At 64.0% G+C, this 22,293-nt stretch carries 15 protein-coding genes; 9 read left to right on the forward strand and 6 right to left on the reverse strand.

What is annotated here, in order from left to right; all coding sequences use genetic code 11:
* The first annotated feature begins 18 nt into the window (after positions 1–18).
* From EN818_RS20440 to EN818_RS20455, 4 genes are all read left to right on the forward strand, one after another.
* Entirely contained in the window at positions 19–2,037 is a 2,019-nt protein-coding gene (locus tag EN818_RS20440; RefSeq protein WP_135904632.1) for a bifunctional UDP-sugar hydrolase/5'-nucleotidase, read from the forward strand.
* Positions 2,038–2,181: 144 nt separating this feature from the next.
* A complete protein-coding gene (gene hemH / locus EN818_RS20445) occupies positions 2,182–3,246 on the forward strand; it encodes a ferrochelatase (protein WP_095806287.1) in 1,065 nt (354 codons plus the stop codon).
* A gap of 135 nt (positions 3,247–3,381) precedes the next feature.
* Positions 3,382–4,332: an SPFH domain-containing protein gene (locus EN818_RS20450; protein ID WP_095806286.1), complete on the forward strand. Its 951-nt coding sequence runs from the start codon at positions 3,382–3,384 to the stop codon at positions 4,330–4,332.
* Positions 4,333–4,360: 28 nt separating this feature from the next.
* Positions 4,361–4,825: an NfeD family protein gene (locus EN818_RS20455; RefSeq protein WP_095806285.1), complete on the forward strand. Its 465-nt coding sequence runs from the start codon at positions 4,361–4,363 to the stop codon at positions 4,823–4,825.
* A 41-nt stretch (positions 4,826–4,866) separates the two neighbouring features.
* On the opposite strand, the gene EN818_RS20460 is transcribed toward EN818_RS20455, so the two are convergent.
* On the reverse strand, positions 4,867–5,868 hold the full coding sequence (locus EN818_RS20460; protein WP_095806481.1) for a KpsF/GutQ family sugar-phosphate isomerase: 1,002 nt from the start codon (positions 5,866–5,868) through the stop codon (positions 4,867–4,869).
* A gap of 160 nt (positions 5,869–6,028) precedes the next feature.
* Between EN818_RS20460 and EN818_RS20465 the strand changes: the two genes are divergently transcribed.
* Positions 6,029–7,819 carry an outer membrane beta-barrel protein gene (locus EN818_RS20465; RefSeq protein ID WP_095806480.1) on the forward strand — a complete coding sequence of 597 codons (1,791 nt, stop codon included), beginning with the start codon at positions 6,029–6,031 and terminating at the stop codon, positions 7,817–7,819.
* Between the two features lie 40 nt (positions 7,820–7,859).
* Here the strand turns inward: EN818_RS20465 and galU are convergent, their stop codons facing one another.
* Positions 7,860–8,771: a UTP--glucose-1-phosphate uridylyltransferase GalU gene (gene galU, locus EN818_RS20470; protein ID WP_176478380.1), complete on the reverse strand. Its 912-nt coding sequence runs from the start codon at positions 8,769–8,771 to the stop codon at positions 7,860–7,862.
* A 203-nt stretch (positions 8,772–8,974) separates the two neighbouring features.
* Here galU and EN818_RS20475 point away from each other — a divergent pair, with 203 nt between their 5' ends.
* Together EN818_RS20475 and EN818_RS20480 are read left to right on the forward strand one after the other, a co-directional pair.
* A complete protein-coding gene (locus tag EN818_RS20475) occupies positions 8,975–10,195 on the forward strand; it encodes a lytic murein transglycosylase (protein ID WP_095806283.1) in 1,221 nt (406 codons plus the stop codon).
* A 112-nt stretch (positions 10,196–10,307) separates the two neighbouring features.
* Entirely contained in the window at positions 10,308–11,519 is a 1,212-nt protein-coding gene (locus EN818_RS20480; RefSeq protein WP_095806479.1) for a DUF459 domain-containing protein, read from the forward strand.
* A 106-nt stretch (positions 11,520–11,625) separates the two neighbouring features.
* On the opposite strand, the gene EN818_RS20485 is transcribed toward EN818_RS20480, so the two are convergent.
* A complete protein-coding gene (locus EN818_RS20485; protein ID WP_095806282.1) occupies positions 11,626–13,080 on the reverse strand; it encodes a glutamate synthase subunit beta in 1,455 nt (484 codons plus the stop codon).
* Between the two features lie 142 nt (positions 13,081–13,222).
* Positions 13,223–17,944: a glutamate synthase large subunit gene (gltB, locus tag EN818_RS20490; protein WP_095806281.1), complete on the reverse strand. Its 4,722-nt coding sequence runs from the start codon at positions 17,942–17,944 to the stop codon at positions 13,223–13,225.
* A 489-nt stretch (positions 17,945–18,433) separates the two neighbouring features.
* Here gltB and EN818_RS20495 point away from each other — a divergent pair, with 489 nt between their 5' ends.
* Positions 18,434–19,486 carry a low specificity L-threonine aldolase gene (locus EN818_RS20495; protein WP_095806280.1) on the forward strand — a complete coding sequence of 351 codons (1,053 nt, stop codon included), beginning with the start codon at positions 18,434–18,436 and terminating at the stop codon, positions 19,484–19,486.
* A gap of 8 nt (positions 19,487–19,494) precedes the next feature.
* Here EN818_RS20495 and EN818_RS20500 read toward each other — a convergent pair whose 3' ends face one another.
* Together EN818_RS20500 and EN818_RS20505 are read right to left on the reverse strand one after the other, a co-directional pair.
* On the reverse strand, positions 19,495–20,247 hold the full coding sequence (locus EN818_RS20500) for a sulfite exporter TauE/SafE family protein (RefSeq protein ID WP_095806279.1): 753 nt from the start codon (positions 20,245–20,247) through the stop codon (positions 19,495–19,497).
* 125 nt (positions 20,248–20,372) lie between these two features.
* Positions 20,373–20,840, reverse strand: coding sequence for an Hsp20 family protein (locus EN818_RS20505; RefSeq protein ID WP_095806478.1), 468 nt, complete (start codon positions 20,838–20,840; stop codon positions 20,373–20,375).
* Positions 20,841–21,307: 467 nt separating this feature from the next.
* Between EN818_RS20505 and EN818_RS20510 the strand changes: the two genes are divergently transcribed.
* The gene (locus tag EN818_RS20510) at positions 21,308–22,264 is read left to right on the forward strand and encodes an alpha/beta hydrolase (RefSeq protein WP_095806477.1); all 957 of its coding nucleotides are present in this window, start codon (positions 21,308–21,310) and stop codon (positions 22,262–22,264) included.
* Positions 22,265–22,293 lie beyond the last annotated feature (29 nt).

Here is a 22,293-nt window from a genome sequence, read left to right on the forward strand (position 1 = left end):
CTTATCCGGGAGACAAAGATGAAGAAGATTGCCGCCATTCTAACCCTGTCTGCCTCGACGCTTGGCCTGTCGGCCGGAGCATCCTTTGCCGACTACACGCTGAATATTCTGCATTTCAACGATTGGCACAGCCGCATCGAAGGCAACAACAAGTACGAATCGACTTGCTCTGCCGAGGAGGAAACCAAGGGCGAATGCATTGGCGGCGCCGGTCGGCTGATCACCGCGATCGCCCAGGAGCGCAAGAAGCTCGAGGGCCAGAATGTGCTGCTGCTCAACGCAGGCGACAGCTTCCAAGGGTCGCTGTTCTACATCACCTACAAGGGTGCGGCGGAGGAGGAGTTTCTCAACCAGATCAAGCCCGACGCCGTGACGCTCGGCAATCACGAGTTCGACGACGGCGAGAGCGCGCTGGTGCCTTACCTCGACAAGGCGAAGTTCCCGATCGTCAGCGCCAATGTGGTGCCCAACGACAAGTCTGGCGCCGCGGGCAAGATCAAGCCGTCGATCGTGCTTGACGTCGGTGGACAGAAGATCGGCATTGTCGGCGCCGTCACCAACGACACGCCGGAGCTCGCCTCGCCCGGGCCGAACATCGCCATCGAGGACGACGTCAAATCGATCACCGCCGAGGTCGAGAAGCTGAAGGGAGAAGGCGTCAACAAGATCATCGCCGTCACCCATATCGGCTATAACCGCGAACGCGACGTGATCGCCAAGATCCCCGGCGTCGACATCGTGGTCGGCGGCCACAGCCACACGCTTCTGTCCAACACTGATCCGAAGGCGGCTGGCCCCTATCCGACGATGGTCGACAACCCCGACGGCTCCAAGGTGCCGGTGGTGCAGGCGGCGTCCTATTCGAAATATCTCGGCGAGTTCAAGGTGGTGTTCGACGACAACGGCGTCGTCAAGGAAGCGAGCGGCGACCCGATCTATCTCGACAAGTCGATCACGCCGGATCCTGCCGTTCTCGCCCGCATCAAGGAACTGGGCGCGCCCATCGAGGCGCTGAAGAACAAGGAAGTCGCCGAGACCACCAAGCCCATCGACGGCAGCCGGGAGAATTGCCGCGCCCGCGAATGCGAGATGGGCAATCTCGTCTCGGACGCCGTCCTCGATCGCGTGAAGGGCCAGGGCGTCGAGATCGTCATTACGAACGGCGGCGGCCTGCGCGCCTCGATCGACCAGGGTGTCGTGACCATGGGCGAGGTGCTTACCGTGCTGCCCTTCCAGAACACGCTGGCGACCTTCAAGATCTCCGGCAAGGATCTGGTGGCCGCCCTGGAAAGCGGCCTCAGCCAGATCGAGGATGGCGCCGGACGCTTCCCGCAGGTCGCCGGATTGAAATATTCCTTCGACAAATCGGCCGCCCCCAACGCAGGTCGCGTCAAATCCGTCGAGGTGATGGAAAACGGCGCATGGACGCCGATCAATCCGGACAAGCAGTATCTCGTCGCCACCAACAACTATGTCCGCCAGGGCGGCGACGGCTACAAGGTCTTCGCGGAGAAGGCTTCGGATGCCTATGACTATGGTCCGGGCCTTGAGCAGGTGGTGGCCGACTATCTTGGCGCGCACCGGCCCTACACGCCGAAGCTCGACGGCCGCATCACCGAGATCGGCGCGACCGTAGCGGCAGCGGAGCCCGCGAAACCGGCCGCGACGGCGCCGGCCGCCGAACCGGCGAAGCCGGCGGAGATGGCGCCCGCGACCGCTGAGCCAGCAATGCCGGCCCTGCCGTCAAATTCCGGCGACATCGCCGGCACGCCGCCCAGCGTTCCGGCTGAAACGGCAACGTCGGCACCAGCCGAAGCAGCAAAGCCTGCCGAAACAGCCCCAACGGAGGCCAAGCCGGCCGGGAGCAGCCCGGAGAGCAGCCACGTGATCGCCGCCGGCGACACCTACTGGGACCTGGCCAAGAAAGCCTATGGCGACGGCACCAAATGGAAGCTGATCTCCGAGGCCAACAAGGACTACAAGCCGCGCCGGCTGCCGCTCGGCGGGACGCTGACCATTCCCCCGGCCGCGAAGTAGGCTTCCTCCGGAACTCATGGGCACCCGTCCGGGACACCGGGCGGGTGTTCCGTTTTCGAACGGTGACGGGATAAGGTGCGGCCACAGGCAGCATTGAAAACCGGCGCGGCATCGCTAGTTTCGCACCGATCCCGGAGATAGTTGATGACGCTTGCCGATCCCGCCGACGCAAAAGCCGCCGTGACCATCGGCCCGGCGCTGACGGGCGCCGCGGCGGCGCGGACGGGCAAGATCGGCATCATGCTGATCAACCTCGGCACGCCGGACGGCACCGAGTTCAAGCCGATGTGGCGCTATCTGCGGGAATTCCTGTCCGACCCACGCGTCATCGAGCTCAACAAGGCGATCTGGTACCCGATCCTCTACGGCCTCGTGCTCACCACACGGCCGAAAAAATCCGGCGCCAACTACGCCAGGATCTGGAATACCGAGAAAAACGAGTCTCCGCTGCGCACCTTCACCCGCGCGCAGGCCGACAAGCTGGCGGAAGCTCTCGGCGACCTGCCGAACGTCGTGGTCGACTGGGCGATGCGCTACGGCAATCCTTCGACGGCGAGCGTCACGCGCCGGCTGGTCGAGCAGGGCTGTGACCGGATCCTTTCCTTTCCGCTCTATCCGCAATATTCAGCGACGACGACGGCGACCGCCAACGACCAGTTGTTCCGCGCGCTGATGAAGATCAGGCACGCGCCGGCAGTCCGCAGCGTGCCGCCCTACTATGACGAGCCCATCTATATCGAGGCGCTCGCGCGTTCGATCGAAAAGCATCTGACCAGCCTCGATTTCGAGCCGGAGGTGGTGATCACTTCCTATCACGGCATCCCCAAGCCTTATGCCGACAAGGGGGATCCCTATCAGGCGCATTGCCTCGAGACGACTCGGCTGCTGCGAGCAAGGCTCGGCTGGGACGAGAAGAAGCTCATCACCACCTTTCAGTCACGCTTCGGCGCGCAGGAATGGCTGCAGCCCTATACCGACGTGACGGTCGAGAAGCTGGCGAAAGAGGGCGTGAAGTCGATCGCCATCGTCAATCCGGGCTTTTCCGTCGACTGCATCGAGACGCTGGACGAGATCGGCCGCGAAGCGGCCGAGACCTTCCATCATGCCGGCGGCAAGCATTTCGCCCACATCCCTTGCCTGAACGACAGCGCCGAGGGCATGGCGGTCGTCGAAGCGATGGTGCGCCGGGAATTGTCGGGCTGGGTCTGAGGTGCCGGCAGCAAGGCTGCAAAACCAGTGCACACAAGCCTTCGCTAATCAATATTCGTGATCACCTGATTGTAACGCTTCGGAAACACACTTAAGTGATTCCGTGAGGTCGCCGCCTTTTGAGGGAGAAACGAAATGGGCTTTAGCGGTTTCGACATTGCCATCATTGTTCTTGTATTCCTCGTCATCCTCCTTCTTTTCAAAGGCATCAGGACGGTGCCACAGGGCTATAACTACACAGTGGAGCGTTTCGGCCGCTACACCAAGACGCTGACGCCCGGCCTGAACATCATCAACCCGATCTTCGAGCGCGTCGGCGCCAAGATGAACATGATGGAGCAGGTGCTGGATGTCCCCACGCAGGAGATCATCACCCGCGACAACGCCATCGTCGGCGTCGACGGTATCGCCTTTTTCCAGATTCTGAATGCTGCACAGGCGGCCTACCAGGTCTCCGGGCTGCAGAACGCCATCCTCAACCTCACCATGACCAACATCCGTACCGTCATGGGCTCGATGGATCTCGACGAATTGCTGTCCAACCGCGATGCGATCAACGAACGCCTGCTGCGCGTCGTCGACGAGGCCGCGCACCCCTGGGGCATCAAGATCACCCGCGTCGAGATCAAGGACATCAACCCGCCGGCCAATCTGGTGGATTCGATGAGCCGCCAGATGATAGCGGAGCGCGACAAGCGCGCCCAGATCCTCGCCGCCGAAGGCATGAAACAGTCGCAGATCCTCGAGGCCGAGGGCCGCAGGGAAGCCGCCTTCCGCGACGCCGAAGCGCGCGAGCGCTCGGCGGAAGCCGAGGCCAAGGCGACCCAGGTCGTGTCGGAAGCCATCGCCAAGGGCGACGTGCAGGCGATCAACTACTTCATCGCCCAGAAATACACCGAGGCGCTGGCCAGGATCGGCTCGTCCAGCAACAACAAGATCGTGCTGATGCCATTCGAAGCCTCGTCGCTGATCGGGTCGCTCGGCGGCATCGGCGAGATTGCCCGCGAAGTGTTCAAGGCCGATGGCCCTTCCGGCCCGCAACGGCAGGGCTCGCGCACGCCGGTCGTGCGCCCGTCGGACAGCTGAGTCACGCCATCTTGGTGGGAGAACGTCAATGATCGAGCGCATCGTCTCGGAACTCGGGCCGTGGAACTGGATGGTCCTCGGATTCGTGCTGCTGGTGCTGGAAATCGTGGCGCCTGGCGTGTTCATGCTGTGGATCGGCATCGCCGCGCTCATCATCGGCGCGGCGTCGCTGCTGGTCTGGGAGGCCGCGTTCTGGACCTGGCAGCTCCAGGTCCTCGCCTTTCTCGTGCTGTCGCTGGTCTCAGCCTTCATCGGCAAGAAGGTGGTGAGTGATCGCAACGCCAATGCGGACCAGCCGCTGCTGAACCGCCGCGGCGCGCAGATGGTCGGCCGCACAGCGACATTGGCGGAGCCGATCAAGAACGGCCGTGGACGCATCCGCCTCGGCGACACGCTGTGGCGCGTCTCCGGTCCGGACCTGCCTGTCGGCACGCAGGTGCGTGTGACCGGCGCCGCCGACACCGATCTGGAACTGACGGTGGAGGCCGTCTAGAGCGCCCGGAGCGGGATGCTCCAAGCGATCAGTTTAGCCGGTCAAGCAGCGCCGATGCGCAACAGATCGTGGAAATGAACCACGCCGATTGGCGTATTGTCCTTGGTCACCACGAGCGCGCCGATATTGTGCTCATTGAGCATGGCGATCGCCGTGCCGGCAAGCGTTTGCGCATCGATCGTCTTGGGCGTGCGCGTCATGACCTCGTCAACGGTGACGTCGGCCAGATTGCGGTGCAGGTTGCGCGCAACATCGCCGTCGGTGACGATCCCGACCAGTTTGCCGTCCGTATCGACGATGCAGACGCAACCGACTTTCTTCTGCGACAGCGTCATCACCGCTTCCGGCATCTTGGTGCCGACAAGGGCTAGCGGAACTTGATCGCCGGTGCGCATGATCTCCGACACCAGGGCCAGATTGGCGCCGAGCTGGCCGCCCGGATGGAAGGTGCGGAAATGGTCGGGCGTGAAGCCGCGCGCCTCGAGCAGGGCGATCGCCAGCGCGTCGCCCATGACGAGTTGGAGCAGAGTTGATGTCGTCGGCGCCAGCCCGTGCGGGCATGCTTCAGGGGCCGGCGGCAACAGCAGCACCACGTCGGCGGCGCGCGCCAGGGCCGAACTCTCGCCCGAGGTGATAGCGATCAGCGGAATCGAAAAGCGCCGGGAATAGGCGACGATGCCCATCAGCTCCTTGCTTTCGCCCGACCAGGACATGGCGATGATGGCGTCGTCCTTGGCGATCATGCCGAGATCGCCGTGATTGGCCTCGGCCGGGTGGACGAAAAAGGCAGGCGTGCCGGTCGAGGCGAGGGTGGCCGCGATCTTCGACCCGATGTGGCCACTCTTGCCGACGCCGGTGACGATCACCCGGCCTTCGATTCGCGAGATGGTATCGACGGCGGCTGCGAACGGCTCGGCCAGGCCATTGCCGAGCGCCGCGGCAAGCACCGCCACGCCAGCCTGTTCCGTCGCCACCGTTCTCAGCGCCGATTCAATGGCAGCCTGTCTGTCCGGCTGCTTTCTTTCCGAGGACCCCGCATGCATGGCAGATGCCATTAGCGCCATGCCGCCCGCCTGTCCAACGGAATTGCCGTTTGGCGGCTATTTGAGGTAGCGGAGCCGGCCTGCCTCAACCCTCCGTTAACCATCCGCTTTTACGGTTCGGTAAGTATGGCGCGCCTGCGCCGCGCGAGCAGTGGTGACGATGTCCGGGCCCCAGCCTGATACGAAGAGAGGTCAAAAGGGCATAGCCGTCGGCACGCTGCTGGTGGCGGCGAGCATTCTGGCATTGCTGCGCCCGGTGGCACTCCATGCCCAGGAGACCGAGCTGCGCGGCGAGGTCTCCGAATCGGCCATTCTGGCCGACCAGCAGCGCAAGGCCAGGCAGCTCAGGGCGCAGGGATCGCTGGACCAGGCATCGCCGGCGGTCCAGACTGCTCAGGACGCAACGCCAGCAAATACCTACCAGCCGGTGAGCCCAGGTGCGGTCGCGGACGAAGACCAGGCTGCGGGTGCCACGGCAAGCATTTTCGACCAGCCGCAGGCCGGTGACGACCCGTTCGCAGCCAATCAGCCTCCGGCCAAGCCGCGCCGGCCCTCGACCGCAGGCCGGCGCGGGGCCGACGGCGACGCCAAAAACGACACCAAGCCTGCCGGCAAAAAAACCAACAACAAGCCCGGCCAGTCCGCCGGCAGCACGGCTAACACCGCCGCCATCGATGAGCGGGCCGATACCGCAACCGCGGACGATGACGGCACCAACCGCCGCGCCGTCACGATCGATAGCCTCGACAAGCAGAAGCTCGATCCCGGCGCCGAGCGCACCGGCTCGATCGAAGGCCAGAAGGCGAAACCGCAAGACGATCCATTCACCGCGACCGGCATCAAGGTCGGCAGCTTTGTCTTGCGGCCGACGCTCGAACAAGGCGTCACCGCAACGTCCAACGCCAATTCCAGCAGCGGCGGCAGCCCGGCGGTGCTGTCCGAGACGGCGCTGCGGTTCTCGGCAACGTCCGACTGGCGCGAGAATTCGGCCGTCATCGACGGCTATGGAATCTTCCGCAACACGCTGTCGGGCGAGGACATCAACGATGCGCAGGGCCGCATCGAGGGCCAGTTGAACGTCGATCTCGACAACGAACTGCGCGCCATCGCCAGGCTCGGCTACGAAGCGGTGCCGGAATCGGCCTCCTCGCCTGATGCCATTGCCGGCGTCACCTCGCAGCCGCTGCGGCAGAGCGTGGACGGCAGCCTCGGCATCGAGAAGGATGTCGGCAAGATGCGCTACGCGCTGACCGGCGCCGTCACGCACGACTTTTACGGGGACGCCAAGCTCTCGGATGGCACCATGCTGTCGCAGAAGGATCGCGATTCCACGCTCTACTCGGCGACCTTGCGCACCGGCTATCAGGTTTCGCCGGCCATCACCCCGTTCGGCGAAGTCGAAGTCGGTCGCCGGATCTACGATCAGCGCGTCGATTCCAACGGCTTCGAACGCTCCTCGACACGGTTCGGCGCGCGCGCCGGCCTCGAGCTCGATATGGATGAGAAGCTGTCCGGCGAATTCTCGGTCGGATGGCTGCGCGAAGGCATCGACGACGACCGACTGCCGGCCAATGTGGGGCCCTATGTCAACGCCGATCTCAAATGGTCGCCCGAACGCGGCACCATCATCGGCCTGACCGGAAAGACCACGATCGAGAGCACCACCACGGCCGGCGAGAGCGGCGATGTCCTCTATTCGGGCCGGCTCACCGGTGAGCGGCAGGTTCGCGCCAACCTGACGGCGAATTCAGCGCTTGGCCTCGACTGGCGCGATTATACCGGCTCCGACGGGCATGACCTGATCCTGGGCGCGGAGGCCGGGCTGACATGGTGGCTGAACCGCTATGCCGGCCTCACCACGCGGGTCAGGACTGAAAAGCTCACCAGCAACCTGCCGGGCCGCGACTACATCGCCAACAGCGTCTATCTCGGCCTGAAGGTGCAACGCTGACGGTGCCACCGAAGCGGGGTCCGGGCAACACCCGATCAGGCTAGGACGCGGCGCGCCGCTCCGCCGGACGCACCTCGTCGAGCAGGGTGCGAATGACACCGGCCATGCTCTCGTTCATGTCGCTGCGCCAGAGCGCGAAGGCGACATTGGCCTCGACGAAGCCCTCAGGCGAGCCGCAGTCGAAGGTCCGCCCCTTATAGTGATAGCCGTAGAAGGGCTGCTGCTTCTCGAGCTTCAGCATCGCATCCGTCAGCTGAATCTCGTTGCCCGCGCCGCGCTCCTGGCCTTCGAGAATGCCGAAAATCTCAGGCTGCAGGATGTAGCGCCCGTTGATGAAGAGATTGGACGGCGCCGTGCCCTGCTTCGGCTTCTCCACCATCCCGGTGATGCGAAAGCCGTGATGGGTGTCCTCGCCGCGGCCGACAATGCCGTATTTATGCGCCTCGGCCGGGTCGCATTCCTGGACGGCGATGATGTTGTTGCCGGTCTCGGCGTAGAGCTCGACCATGTCCTTCATGCAGCTCTTCTCCGATTGCATGATCATGTCGGGCAGGAGCAGCGCGAAGGGCTCGTCGCCGACAAGCTCGCGCGCGCACCACACGGCATGGCCAAGCCCCATCGGCACCTGCTGGCGCGTGAAGCTGGTCTGCCCAGGGGCCGGCTGCAGCCGTTGCAGGCGAGTCAACTGGTCGTCCTTGCCCCGCTGGGCCAGCGTGTCATAGAGCTCGAACTGGACGTCGAAATGGTCTTCGATGACCGCCTTGTTGCGGCCGGTCACGAAAATGAAATGTTCGATACCGGCATCGCGCGCCTCATCCACCACATATTGGATGACGGGCCGGTCGACGACAGTCAGCATTTCCTTCGGAATGGCTTTCGTGGCCGGTAGAAACCGTGTGCCGAGGCCGGCGACTGGGAATACTGCCTTGCGAACTCGTTTCATGATGCCAATTATCCGCTTGAGGGGTCTGCTGCCAAACTCGCTTCCGGCACATCTTCACGCCGAAATCATGGACTAACAAACAACTATTGAAAAATTTGACTGGGCCTGAAAGCGTCGGGACCTCTTTTCGTTCCCGGCGGCACCTATGGTAAACTAAATACTAACCGGCTTCGGCGTTCAATGATCTTCCTGATTTGACGAAGGAGGAAAAGATGTCCGTTCGCAACACTGCAAGGCGCCTGACGGCACTGGTGACCGCCGCCAGCCTCTCGCTCGCCTTGCTGGTGCCCGCAGGACCCGCTTTCGCTGATGCGGGGTTCCGCCAATGGGTCGCCGGCTTCCGGGCCACGGCGGTGGCCGGCGGCGTTTCGGGCACTGTTTATGACCAAGCCATGCGGGGCATCGAGCCCGATCCGGTGGTGCTGGAAAAGGCCCGCACGCAGCCGGAATTCACCGCTCCCGCCTGGGACTATTTCGACAATCGCGTGCACGACCAGTCGGTGGCCAACGGACGGGCGATGGCGCGCAAATGGAAGCCGTGGCTGGATCGAATCGAGGCCCGGTTCGGCGTCGACCGCAACATCCTTCTCGCCATCTGGTCGATGGAATCGAACTATGGCGAGATTCTCAAGCGCGACGACATCATGCGCAATGTCATCCGCTCGCTGGCGACGCTTGCCTATGGCGACCCGAAGCGGTCGAAATATGCCCGCACCCAACTGATCGCCGCGCTCAAGATCCTGCAGACCGGCGACATCGACGAGAGCCACCTGATGGGCTCGTGGGCCGGCGCCATGGGGCAGACCCAGTTCATCCCGACCAGCTACCAGCGCTATGCGGTCGACATGGACGGCAACGGCCGCCGCGACATCTGGAATTCCATCCCCGATGCGCTGGCGACCTCCGCCAACCTTTTGAAGAAGAATGGCTGGCAGGCCGGCAAGACCTGGGGTTACGAGGTCACCCTGCCGCCGGGCAAGTTGCCCGCCGGGGCGAAGACGCTGGCGCAATGGCAGGCGCTCGGCGTCGTCCGGGCCAGCGGCAAACCGTTCAGGAACCTGAGCGACAAGGCGACATTGAAGGTGCCGGACGGCAGGGGCGGCCCGGCCTTCCTGATGGTCAGGAATTTCTCGGTCATCAAGGCCTACAACAACGCCGACAAATATGCTTTGGCCGTCGGCCTGCTGGCCGACGAGATCGCCGGCGGCAACGGCCTGGTGCAGGACTGGCAGCGGCCCTTCACCAAGCTGACGTTCGAGCAGCGGCAGGAGTTGCAGAAGCGGCTCTCTGAGCACGGCTATTACGAAGGCAAGTTCGACGGCAAGATCGGCGAAGGATCGAAGGCCGCCATCATGGCCTACCAGGCAAAGGTTGGCTTGACCCAGGATGGCTATCCGAGCCTGGAAGTGCTGAAATGGCTCCGCAAGCAGTAGGGCCGACCATGGCGCGAGGTATCCTTTTCAAGACGGCCAGGATGCGGTAGCGCTTCGGCTCGCGCATGACTGACCGCGTCACCCGGTCATGCGGCAAGGGATGGAGAAACGATTGGTTCCGGTTGCGCGTATCTGGTCGATCGTTTGCCGCCTGCCGATCCTCGTTGTGGCCGTCGCCGTGCTTGCCGTCGCCGGCGCCAGTGCTTTCCACACGCCTGCCTTCGCGCAGGAGCAAAGCCGCGGCTGGTCGCTGCGCGACCTTCTGTTTCCGCGCCGCAGCGAGCGGATCGAGCCGCTGCCTGAGTTCGAGAGGCCAAGGCAAAAGCCGAAGCTGAGGAAATCCAAGCCGCGCCCGCCGCCCGAACCGGAGATCCCGGTCGTCGAAAAGGCGCCTGATGCGCGCGTGGTGCTGGTGGTCGGCGATTTCATGGCGAGCGGGCTGGCTGAAGGCCTCGACACCGCCTTCGCCGACAACGCAGCCGTCAGGGTGGTGTCGCGCAGCAATGGCTCTTCCGGCTTCGTGCGCGACGATTTCTACAACTGGCCGGTCGAGATCAAGTCGCTGATCGAGACGGAGAAACCATCCGTTGTGATCGTCATGCTTGGCTCCAACGACCGCCAGCAGATGCGGGTCGGCGACGTGCGCGAGCAGCCGCGTTCGGAGAACTGGACCAAGGAATATGAGCGTCGCACCGATGCCATGGGCAAGGCCATACAGGACGCCAAGGTGCCGTTCCTGTGGGTCGGCATGCCGGCGTTTCGAGTGGCGAAGATGTCCTCGGATATGCTGGCCTTCAATGACATCTATCACTCGGCCGCCGAGAATCATGGCGGCGAGTTCGTCGATGTCTGGGACGGCTTCGTCGACGAGAACGGCGCCTTCGTCACCTCGGGTCCGGACGTCAACGGCCAGGCGGTGCGCCTGCGCTCCGACGACGGCATCAACGTGAGCAAGGCCGGCAAGCGCAAGCTCGCCTTCTATACGGAAAAGCCGCTGGCCAAGATACTCGGACTGGCTGCGCCTGGAAGCGTCACGACGGTCTCCGCACCGGCCGGAGCTCCCGTGGAGGAGTCGAAGCCGGCCTCGGCACCCGTCATCGTCGACCGCACGCCGCCGATGCTGCTCAGCGATCCCGCCCTCGATGGCGGCTCCGAACTTCTGGGTGCTGCACCGCCCGCCAAGCCCGACCCGAACCTGCCGGGTGAAAAGCTGACGGTCGAGGGCAAGGCGCCGGCTGCCTCGCCAGGCCGTGCCGATGATTTCTCCTGGCCGCCGAAGACACCGACCGCTTCGTCGGACACGACGACGGCGATCAATCGCTAAAACGCTTAGCGCTGAAACGGATCCGGGCGACGGCTTTCCGCCCGGAATTGCGACAAGAACAAATAGATGGGAGCGGTTGGCCGTTTCCCTGAAAAGGTGAACCGCTCTAACGCGGCAGGACGCTCGATCCCATCAGCGCTTCGTCGATGGAGCGCGCCGCCTGGCGGCCCTCGCGGATCGCCCACACCACCAGCGACTGGCCGCGGCGAACGTCACCCGCCACATAGAGCTTGTCGACGCTGGTCTTGTAGTCGCGGTCGTTGGCCTCGACATTCCTGGAGCGGCGGCTGTCGGTGACGACCTTTATCTCGCCTTCGAGTTCCTTCATCACGCTGTCGGACGCCGGACCGGCAAAGCCGATGGCGATGAAGGCGAGATCGGCGCGGATGACGAATTCGGTGCCGGCGATCGGCTTGCGCTTCTCGTCGACCTCGCAGCAGCGGACGCCGGTGAGCTGGCCGTCCTCGCCGATGAATTCGAGCGTCGCCACCTGGAATTCGCGCTCGGCGCCCTCGGCCTGCGAGGAAGACGTGCGCATCTTCGTCGCCCAGTACGGCCACACCGCGAGCTTGTCTTCCTTCTCGGGCGGCTGCGGACGGATGTCGAGCTGGGTGACGCGCACAGCACCTTGCCGGAACGCGGTGCCGATGCAGTCGGACGCGGTGTCGCCGCCGCCGACCACGACGACATGCTGGCCGCTGGCGAGGATCGGATGCGAGGGCCATGCCACCGACTGGATCGGCTCGCCGCCGACGCGGCGGTTCTGCTGCACCAGATAGGGCATCGCGTCATAGACGCCGCCGAGATCGTCGCCCGGAATATTGGCCGGACGCGGCGTTTCCGAGCCGCCGCAATAAAGCACCGCATCGTAATCGGCGAGCAGTTCCGAAACCTTCTTGTCGACGCCGACATTGATGCCGCAATGGAAGGTCACACCCTCGCCCTGCATCTGTTCGATGCGGCGATCGATATAGTGTTTCTCGATCTTGAAGTCGGGAATGCCGTAGCGCATCAGCCCGCCAGGCCGGCTCTCGCGTTCATAGACATGCACGTCGTGGCCGGCGCGTCCGAGCTGCTGCGCCGCCGCCATGCCGGCCGGACCGGAGCCGATGACAGCGACGCGCCTGCCGGTCTTCCTCTCCGGCGGATAGGGGCGGATATGGCCGGTGTCGTAGGCCTTGTCGGCGATCGCCTGCTCGACCGTCTTGATGGCGACCGGGATGTCCTCGAGGTTCAGCGTGCAGGCTTCCTCGCACGGTGCGGGACAGATGCGGCCGGTGAACTCCGGAAAATTGTTGGTCGAGTGCAAGTTGCGGATCGCGGCATCCCAGTCGCCATTGTAGACGAGGTCGTTCCAGTCGGGGATCTGGTTGTGGACCGGACAGCCGGTCGGCCCATGGCAAAACGGAATACCGCAGTCCATGCAGCGCGCGGCCTGTTTCTCGACTTCCTTGTCCGACATCGGCAGCGTGAATTCGCGGAAATGCCGGATGCGGTCGGAAGCTGGCTGGTACTTGTGCACCTGCCGGTCGATCTCGAGAAATCCAGTTACCTTGCCCATAGTCCAGTCCCTGCTGTTCCGAAGGCACGCTTTTGTCGCGCACCCGTTAACCCCATAAGGCTGCCGTGGCAACCGCAGTCCGGGGCCAGGATTGTTGGTGAGGATGGCGGCCGGAGATTCATCTCCCCGGCCTGGCCGATGCCTATTCCGCCGCCACGCTCATGCGCATGCGTTCCATCTCGATCAGCGCGCGCCGGTACTCGACCGGCATGATTTTCCGGAATTTCGGCCGGAAAGCCTGCCAGTTATCGAGGACCTCGCGACCGCGCACCGAACCCGTGTAATGGACATGGTTCGAGATCAGCTGATAGAGCCGCTCCTCATCGTGGCTGGTCATGTCGCCGGAGACGTCGACGCGGCCCTTATGGTCGAGGTCGCCGCCGTGATGGAGCAGCTTCTCCATCAAATCGTCCTCTTCCGGAACCGGCTCCAGCTCGACCATGGCCATGTTGCAGCGTTCGGCGAAATCGCCCTTCTCGTCCAGCACATAGGCGACGCCGCCCGACATGCCGGCGGCGAAGTTGCGGCCGGTCTTGCCGAGGACGACGACGATGCCGCCGGTCATGTATTCGCAGCCGTGGTCGCCCACGCCTTCGACGACCGCGACGACGCCGGAATTGCGCACGGCGAAGCGCTCGCCGGCGACGCCGGCGAAATAGGCCTCGCCTTCCGTGGCGCCGTAAAGCACGGTGTTGCCGACGATGATCGATTCAGCCGCCACGATCTTGGCCTCTTCCGGCGGCCGGATGACGATGCGGCCGCCCGACAAGCCTTTGCCGACATAGTCATTGCCTGCACCGACGAGCTCGAAGGAGACGCCGCGTGCAAGGAAGGCGCCGAAGGACTGGCCGGCCGTGCCGGTGAGCTTCACCTGGATCGTGTCCTCGCGAAGGCCCTTGTGCTTGAAGCGCTTGGCGACTTCGCCCGACAGCATGGCGCCCGCCGAACGGTCGACATTGCGGATCGGCAGCTCGATGGTGACGGGCTGCCTGGCTTCCAGCGCCGGCTTGGCCCGTTCGATCAGCTTGCGGTCGAGCACGTCGTCGATCGGATGCTTCTGCCGCTCGGTCCAGTGCAGCGCATCGTGCAGCGCATCGGGCTTGAAGAACATCTTCGAGAAGTCCAGCCCGCGCGCCTTCCAGTGCTGGATGACGTCCCGCTTCTCCAGGAGATCGGTGTCGCCGATGATCTGGTCGAGATGGGTGAAACCCATTTCGGCGAGCAGCGCGCGCACCTCTTCGGCCACATAGAAGAAGAAGTTGATGACGTGCTCGGGCGTACCCTTGAAGCGCTTGCGCAGCACCGGATCCTGCGTCGCCACGCCGACAGGGCAGGTGTTGAGATGGCACTTGCGCATCATGATGCAGCCCGCCGCGATCAGCGGCGCGGTCGAGAAGCCGAACTCGTCGGCGCCGAGCAGCGCGCCGATAATGACGTCGCGCCCGGTGCGCAGGCCGCCGTCGACCTGCAGCGCGATGCGTGAGCGCAGACCGTTGAGCACCAGCGTCTGGTGCGTTTCGGCAAGGCCCATCTCCCATGGGCTGCCGGCATGCTTGAGCGAGGTCAGCGGCGAGGCGCCGGTGCCGCCGTCATAGCCGGAGATGGTGATGTGATCGGCGCGCGCCTTGGCGACGCCGGCTGCAACCGTTCCGACCCCGACCTCCGACACCAGCTTGACCGAGACATCGGCCGCCGGGTTGACGTTCTTCAGGTCGTAGATCAGCTGCGCCAGATCCTCGATCGAATAGATGTCGTGATGCGGCGGCGGTGAGATCAGGCCGACGCCGGGCGTCGAGTGCCTGACCTTGGCGATGGTCGCGTCGACCTTGTGGCCGGGCAACTGGCCGCCTTCGCCGGGCTTGGCGCCCTGCGCGACCTTGATCTGCATGACATCGGAATTGACCAGGTACTCCGCCGTCACGCCGAACCGGCCCGAGGCGACCTGCTTGATCGCGGAACGTTCCGGGTTCTTGCCGCCGCCGGGCAGCGGCAGGTAGCGATCGGCTTCTTCGCCGCCCTCGCCGGTGTTCGACTTGCCGCCGATGGCGTTCATGGCGCGCGCCAGGGTGGTGTGCGCTTCCCTGGAGATCGAACCGAAGGACATCGCCCCGGTCGAGAAGCGCTTGACGATCTCGGAGGCCGGCATCACCTCGTCGAGGGCAACCTTCTTGCGGCCGGTTTCCTCGGCGAACTTGATCTTGAACAGGCCGCGGATGGTCTGCGCCCGCGCGGTCGCGCTGTCGATCTGGGCCGAATACTCCTTGAACGTGTCCCAGGAGCCCTGGCGCACGGCGTGCTGCAAGGTAGCGACCGCATCCGGCGACCACATATGCGCCTCGCCGCGCATGCGGAACATGTACTCGCCGCCGACCTCGAGGCTGTTGCGAAGCACCGGATCGCTGCCGAAGGCATCGGAATGGCGGCTGAGCGTTTCCGCGGCGACTTCGTCCAGACCGACACCTTCGATCAGCGTCGCCGTGCCGGTGAAATACTTCTCGACGAAGTCCGACTTCAGACCTATGGCGTCGAAGATCTGCGCGCCGCAGTAGGACTGATAGGTCGAGATGCCCATCTTGGACATCACCTTGAGGATGCCCTTGCCGATCGACTTGATGTAGCGCGAGACGACCTCGTGCTCGTCGACCTCTTCCGGCAGTTCGCCGCGCTTGTGCATGTCGAGCAGCGTGTCGAAAGCGAGGTAGGGGTTGATCGCCTCGGCGCCATAGCCGGCGAGGCAGCAGAAATGATGCACCTCACGCGGTTCGCCGGATTCCACGACCAGCCCGACCGCGGTGCGAAGACCCTTGCGGATCAGGTGGTGGTGCACCGCCGCCGTCGCCAGAAGCACGGGGATGGCGATCCGGTCCGGACCCACCTGGCGGTCGGATAGGATGATGATGTTGTAGCCGCCGGCGACCGCTGCCTCCGCCCGCTCGCAGAGCCTGTCGATGGCGCCCTGCATGCCGCCCGCACCCTCGTTCGAGCCGTAGGTGATGTCGATCGTCTTGGTGTCGAAGCGGTCCTCGGTATGGCCGATGGAACGGATCTTCTCGAGATCGCCATTCGTCAGGATCGGCTGGCGCACTTCCAGCCGCTTGCGGCGCGACGTGCCGACCAGGTCGAAAATGTTAGGCCGCGGCCCGATAAAGGACACCAGGCTCATCACCAATTCCTCGCGGATCGGGTCGATCGGCGGGTTGGTGACCTGGGCGAAGTTCTGCTTGAAATAGGTGTAGAGCAGCTTCGACTTGTCCGACATCGCCGAGATCGGCGTGTCGGTGCCCATCGAGCCGACCGCTTCCTGGCCGGTGGTGGCCATCGGCGCCATCAGAAGCTTGGTGTCTTCCTGCGTGTAGCCGAAGGCCTGCTGGCGATCGAGCAGGCTGACGTCCTTGCGCAGCGCGCGCGGCTCGACCGGCTTCAGATCTTCCAGGATGAGCTGCGTGTTGGCGAGCCAGGTCTTATAGGGGTGCTTGGTCGCGATCTCCGCCTTGATCTCCTCGTCGGAGATGATGCGGCCCTTGGCGAGATCGATCAGCAGCATGCGGCCGGGCTGCAGGCGCCACTTCTGGACGATCTTGTCCTCCGGCACCGGCAGCACGCCGGCTTCCGAAGCCATGATGACGCGGTCGTCATCGGTGACGATGTAGCGCGCCGGACGCAGCCCGTTGCGGTCTAGCGTGGCGCCGATCTGGCGCCCGTCGGTGAAGACGACCGCCGCCGGTCCGTCCCACGGCTCCATCAGCGCGGCATGGTACTCGTAGAAGGCCTTGCGGTCCTGATCCATGAGCTTGTTGCCGGCCCAGGCCTCGGGGATCAGCATCATCATGGCGTGGCTGAGGCTGTAGCCGCCCTGGAACAGGAATTCGAGCGCGTTGTCGAAGCAGGCGGTATCCGATTGGCCTTCGTAGGAGATCGGCCACAGCTTCGAGATGTTGTTGCCGAACAGCTCGGAATCGACGGAGGCCTGGCGCGCCGCCATCCAGTTGTTGTTGCCGCGCACCGTGTTGATCTCGCCGTTATGCGCGACCATGCGATAGGGATGCGCCAGCTTCCACGACGGAAAGGTGTTGGTGGAGAAGCGCTGGTGGACCAGAATCAGCGCCGTCTCGAAGCGCGGATCGGACAGATCCCTGTAATAGGCACCGACCTGATAGGCCAGGAACATGCCCTTGTAGACGATGGTGCGCGCCGACAGCGACACGCAGTAGGCGCCGATATCCTTGTTGTCGTTCTCGGCGTAGATGCGGCCGGAGATGACCTTGCGCAGCAGATAGAGCCTTGCCTCGTACTCCTCGTCATCGGGAATGTCCGGCGTGCGGCCGATGAATACCTGCCGGTGGAACGGCTCGGACGCCACGATGCCGGGCGCCTTCGACAGCGATGAATTGTCGACCGGTACATCGCGGAATCCGAGCAGCGGCAGTCCTTCGGATTGCGCCGCTTCGGCGATGATGTCCTCGATATGGGAACGAAGGGTCGCGTCCTGCGGCATGAACCAGTGGCCGATGCCGTATTGGCCGGCAGGAGGCAGTTCGACGCCCCGGGCCGCCATCTCCTCGCGGAAGAACCGGTCCGGAATCTGCACCAGAACGCCGGCGCCGTCACCGACCAGCGGATCGGCGCCGACGGCGCCGCGATGGGTGAGGTTTTCCAGCATCGCCAGACCGTCCTCGACAATCTGGTGCGACTTGGCGCCTTTCATGTTGACGATGAAGCCGACGCCGCAGGCGTCATGCTCGTTGCGCGGATCGTAAAGGCCTTGTGCGGTGGGACCGTCGGCGGTGCGGGTCAGATTTTTGACGGCTGCCGCTTTCGTCTGCGCGGCCTGGCCGTCGATCGCAGATGGCGTCAGTTGCGTCATCGTCCTGTCCTCCGTTCCGTCCTCTTGGCGCTGATTGCCTTCGGGCGCTGGTTTGCCTTGGGAAGCGCAACGCTTCCCTTCATCCTTGCTGCACGTCTCGCGAAATCTACCGAACCATACGGCTATACGCCCGGTTCGCATCCGGTATCGTACAGGCCAGAGCCGAGCCGTCTACCCATCGCTCGCGACAATGGCCGGGATGGCAGCAATGATACGCCAGTCCAGCCTGCTTTGCGCGATAAAATAAGACAGCACTACTGTCCTAAATTTTTATGACAGAAATCAGGGGAGCGCACAAGACCGATTCACAAAAAACTTGGCTCGGCGGCGACACAAAATTTCGTGAGAATGGCGCAACACGAAAGCTTCGGTCTCGATCGTTTCCGTCAGAGGACTGGCTTTACCGGTTTTGAGCCGGCTGGCCCTTGCGCTTGGAAAACCAAAGCGATCAAGTCGCGCCCGTTTCAGCAATCAGCTACGGACCATTCGATGTTCTTTGCATCCGACAACTGGGCGGGCGTCCATCCCGACATTTCGGCCAACCTGTCCCGCCACGCCACCGGCATTGCAACCGCCTACGGCGACGGCGACCTGGACCGCGCCGTCTACCAGCGCTTCAGCGAGATCTTCGAACGCGACGTTCAAGTGTTGTTCGTGGCGACCGGCACGGCAGCCAACGCGCTCTCGATGGCGGCGTTGAACCGCATCGGCGGGATCGCGCTTTGCCATTCCGAAGCACATATGAATGTCGATGAATTCGGCGCGGCGGGTTTTTACACCGGCGGAGCACGCATGGCGCCCGTGCCCGGGCCTTTGGGGCGCATCCACCCGCATGCTCTCGACACGGCAATCAGGCGCTATTCGCGCGATCTCGCGCCCGCCGGCCAGCCGATGGCGGTGACCATCACCCAGGCGACGGAAGTCGGCACGGTCTATACCGTGGACGACGTCAAGGCGATTGCCGAGGTCAGTCGCCGGCACGGGCTGCCGCTCCACATGGATGGTGCCCGCTTTGCCAACGCGATCGCCGCCACCGGTGTCTCGCCCGCTGAAATGACCTGGAAGAGCGGCGTCGACCTCGTCTCCTTCGGTGCGACCAAGAATGGTTGCTGGATGGCCGACGCGGTCGTCATCCTCAATCCCGACCTCGGTCGGGATCTGCGCCTGTTGCGCCAGCGCGCCGGGCAGACCTTTTCCAAGGCGCGCTTCATCTCGGCCCAGTTCGAAGCCTATTTCACCGACGAACTGTGGCTGAGAATGGCGCGTCACGCCAATGCCATGGCTGCGCATCTGGGCGAGACGATCGAGGACGCGCCGGCGGGCAGGCTCGCCTGGCTGCCGCAGGCCAACGAAGTGTTCGCCGTCCTCGACCGCGCCGTTGCCGAACGGCTGCAGGCGGCCGGTGCCAAGTTTTATGAATGGGGCGTGCCGCAGGGTTTTGATGGCCACCTCGGCGACAGCGAAGCGATCTATCGCTTCGTCGCCAGCTTCGCGACCACGACAGAAGAAGTCGATCGCCTCGGTCGGTTGCTGGCTGGATAAACTCTGGTCTAGGCGAAAATGGGCCGCGTCAAAAGCTCGAGCCCCAGCAGGATCAGGAACATCAGGAACCAGCGGCGGAACGTCGCCGGACTGATCCGCTGCCGCAGCACCTGCCCCAGCCACATGCCGAGCAAGGCAGGCGCTACCGCAAGCGACGACATCGCCAGATGTCCGACATCGAAGGCGCCATGCGATGCAAGGCCCAGCGCCAAGGCGATGGTGGAAACCGTGAAGGAAAGGCCGAGCGCCTGGATGAGATCGTCCCGGCTCAGGCCGAGCGCCTGGATGTAGGGAACGGCTGGAACCACGAACACTCCGGTGCCGCCGGTGACAAGGCCGGTGAGAAAGCCGACAAAGGGGGAAGACCAGCGCTCGGCTTTCGCGGGAACGCTGGGCTGCCGAGCCAGCAGCGTGTAGGCAGCGTAGAGCACGAGCGCGGCGCCGAGGCCGGCGGTCGTCCATTCGACATTGTCGCTGGCGAGCAGTTGCGAACCTGCAACGGTGCCGAGCACGATGCCCACCATCATCAGCCAGAGCCGGCGCAGGATCGCAGCGACGCTTGGGCCGGCGAACAGTTGCCAGACATTGGTGATGAAGGATGGAGCGATCAGCAGCGAGGCGGCGGTGACCGGCGGCATGACAGTGCCGAGCAATCCCATGGCCAGCGTCGGCAGCCCCATGCCTGTGACGCCCTTGACGATGCCCGCCAGCAGGAAGGTGATTGCGATGGTGGAGGTGAGAGCCAGGGAAGAATCGAACATGGCCCTTCATGAACGGGCAATACGGGCTTCAAAAGGGCCACAAGCGCCGGTTGCCGATGGCACAAGGAAAAAGCGGCGCCTCGCGGCGCCGCTTCGTCTGGGAACAAGACGGCTCTTTTCCTGGGTTACGCCGCGGCCTTGGCTTCGATCTGCTTGGCCTTGTCCGAAGACGAGGTGATAGCGATCTTGCGCGGCTTCAGCTCCTCGGGAATGTTGCGCTTGAGGTCGACGAAGAGCAGTCCGTTCTTCAGCGTGGCGCCCTCGACCTCGACATGGTCGGCGAGCTGGAAGCGGCGCTCGAAGGCCCTCGAGGCGATGCCGCGGTAGAGCAGCTCGGAACCTTCGCCATTGCCCTCTTCCTTGCGTTCACCCTTGACGGTCAGCACATTGCGGTGCGCCTCGATCGAGATCTCGTCTTCCGAGAAACCGGCGACGGCCATCGAGATGCGATAGGCGTTCTCGCCGGTGCGCTCGATGTTATAGGGCGGATAGGTCTGCGCGGTCTCGGGCTGGCCGAGCGAATCGAGCATGGTGAACAGCCGGTCGAAGCCGACGGTCGAACGATAAAGCGGGGAAAAATCAACGTGACGCATGGTGTGTTCTCCTGTGAGCAACATGGTTTGCGTATGGCCGGTGCGAAACCCTTCAAAGGCGTTCCGGATGGGCCAGCGACCCCATGGTTGGCGGCCGCAAAAGTCATTTGGGGATGGGCAAAAGCCATTTCAAGACTTTTTCAACCGATCAAATTGGCGGGACCTGCGCGCCGATGAACGCCAGATGAACCGCGGCTTCGGCATCCGTTCAGCCACGATGCGCTAGTTCTGTGGCCAGGATCCCAGACAAGCGACGCTGTTGGCGCCGCATGAGGCCGAGCCGGGTGCTAACGTCCCTTCCTCCCGGATCGACAGAGGCCGGAAGCGCCACAGGTGCTTCCGGCCTTCCCTGTTCAGGGCAATTCCCACAACGCCTTTGCTTTTGCCGCATGGCCGTCTATCACCATGCCGACGCCTCGCCCCAGGCGGCTGAGAAACAATCGGGCGACAACGCGACGAAGCGCCGAATGACGGATCTCTTCCATCAGACCGAGGACAACCCGGCACCGCAGAACGCCGGCGGCGGGCTCTTCACCACCCGCGACGGCAAGAAAATTCGCTACGGCGTGTTCGGCGCCGTCTCCCGGCCGCTGCAGGGCACGGTGGTGCTGCTCACCGGCCGCAACGAGTGCATCGAAAAATATTTCGAGACCATCCGCAACCTTGCCGACCGAGGCTTCGGCGTCGCCACACTCGACTGGCGCGGCCAGGGTGGATCAAGCCGGCTGATCCGCAACCGGCAGCGCGGCTATGTCCGCAGCTTCTTCGACTATGCCGGGGATCTGGAGCAGTTCTTTGGAGAGGTGGTGCTGCCGGATTGCCGCGGCCCCTATTACATCCTGGCCCACTCGGCCGGAGCGGTGGTTGCGCTGCTTGCCTCGCCTTCAATGGTCAACCGGGTGCGGCGCATGGTGCTGATTGCGCCATTCCTGACCCTGCCGGATCTGCCGGTCTCGATCACCACCGTGCGGCGCATCTGCACGGTGCTTTGCTGGCTCGGCCTTGGCCGCCTCTATGCCGCGTGGGGGCCTCGGCCAAGAGAAACCTTGCCCTTCGAAGCCAACAAGGTGACGTCGGATCCGCAGCGCTACAGGCGCAACACGCGCATCTACGAGACGTACCCGGAGCTGGCTCTTGGCGGCCCGACCATTCGCTGGCTGAGGGCTGCCGCCAAGGCTTCCGAGGCGATCAGCGATCCCGGCTTCATGGCAAGGATCCAGGTGCCGATGCTGATCGTCGCCGCCGGCGCCGACCAGGTCGTCTCCACAAAGGCGGTTGAGGTCTATGCGAGGCGGCTGCGCGTCGGTTCGCTGCTGATGATCGACGGCGCTCGTCATGAGATCCTGCAGGAAAGGGATCTCTATCGCGAGCAGCTTCTCGCGGCCTTCGATGCCTTCATTCCGGGAACCGGCGACGCCGACTGATCGCCCGATCGCAGCCGCTTGCCCCGACT

It is taken from the genome of Mesorhizobium sp. M3A.F.Ca.ET.175.01.1.1, from assembly GCF_004791945.1.
In the GTDB taxonomy this organism is placed as follows: domain Bacteria; phylum Pseudomonadota; class Alphaproteobacteria; order Rhizobiales; family Rhizobiaceae; genus Mesorhizobium.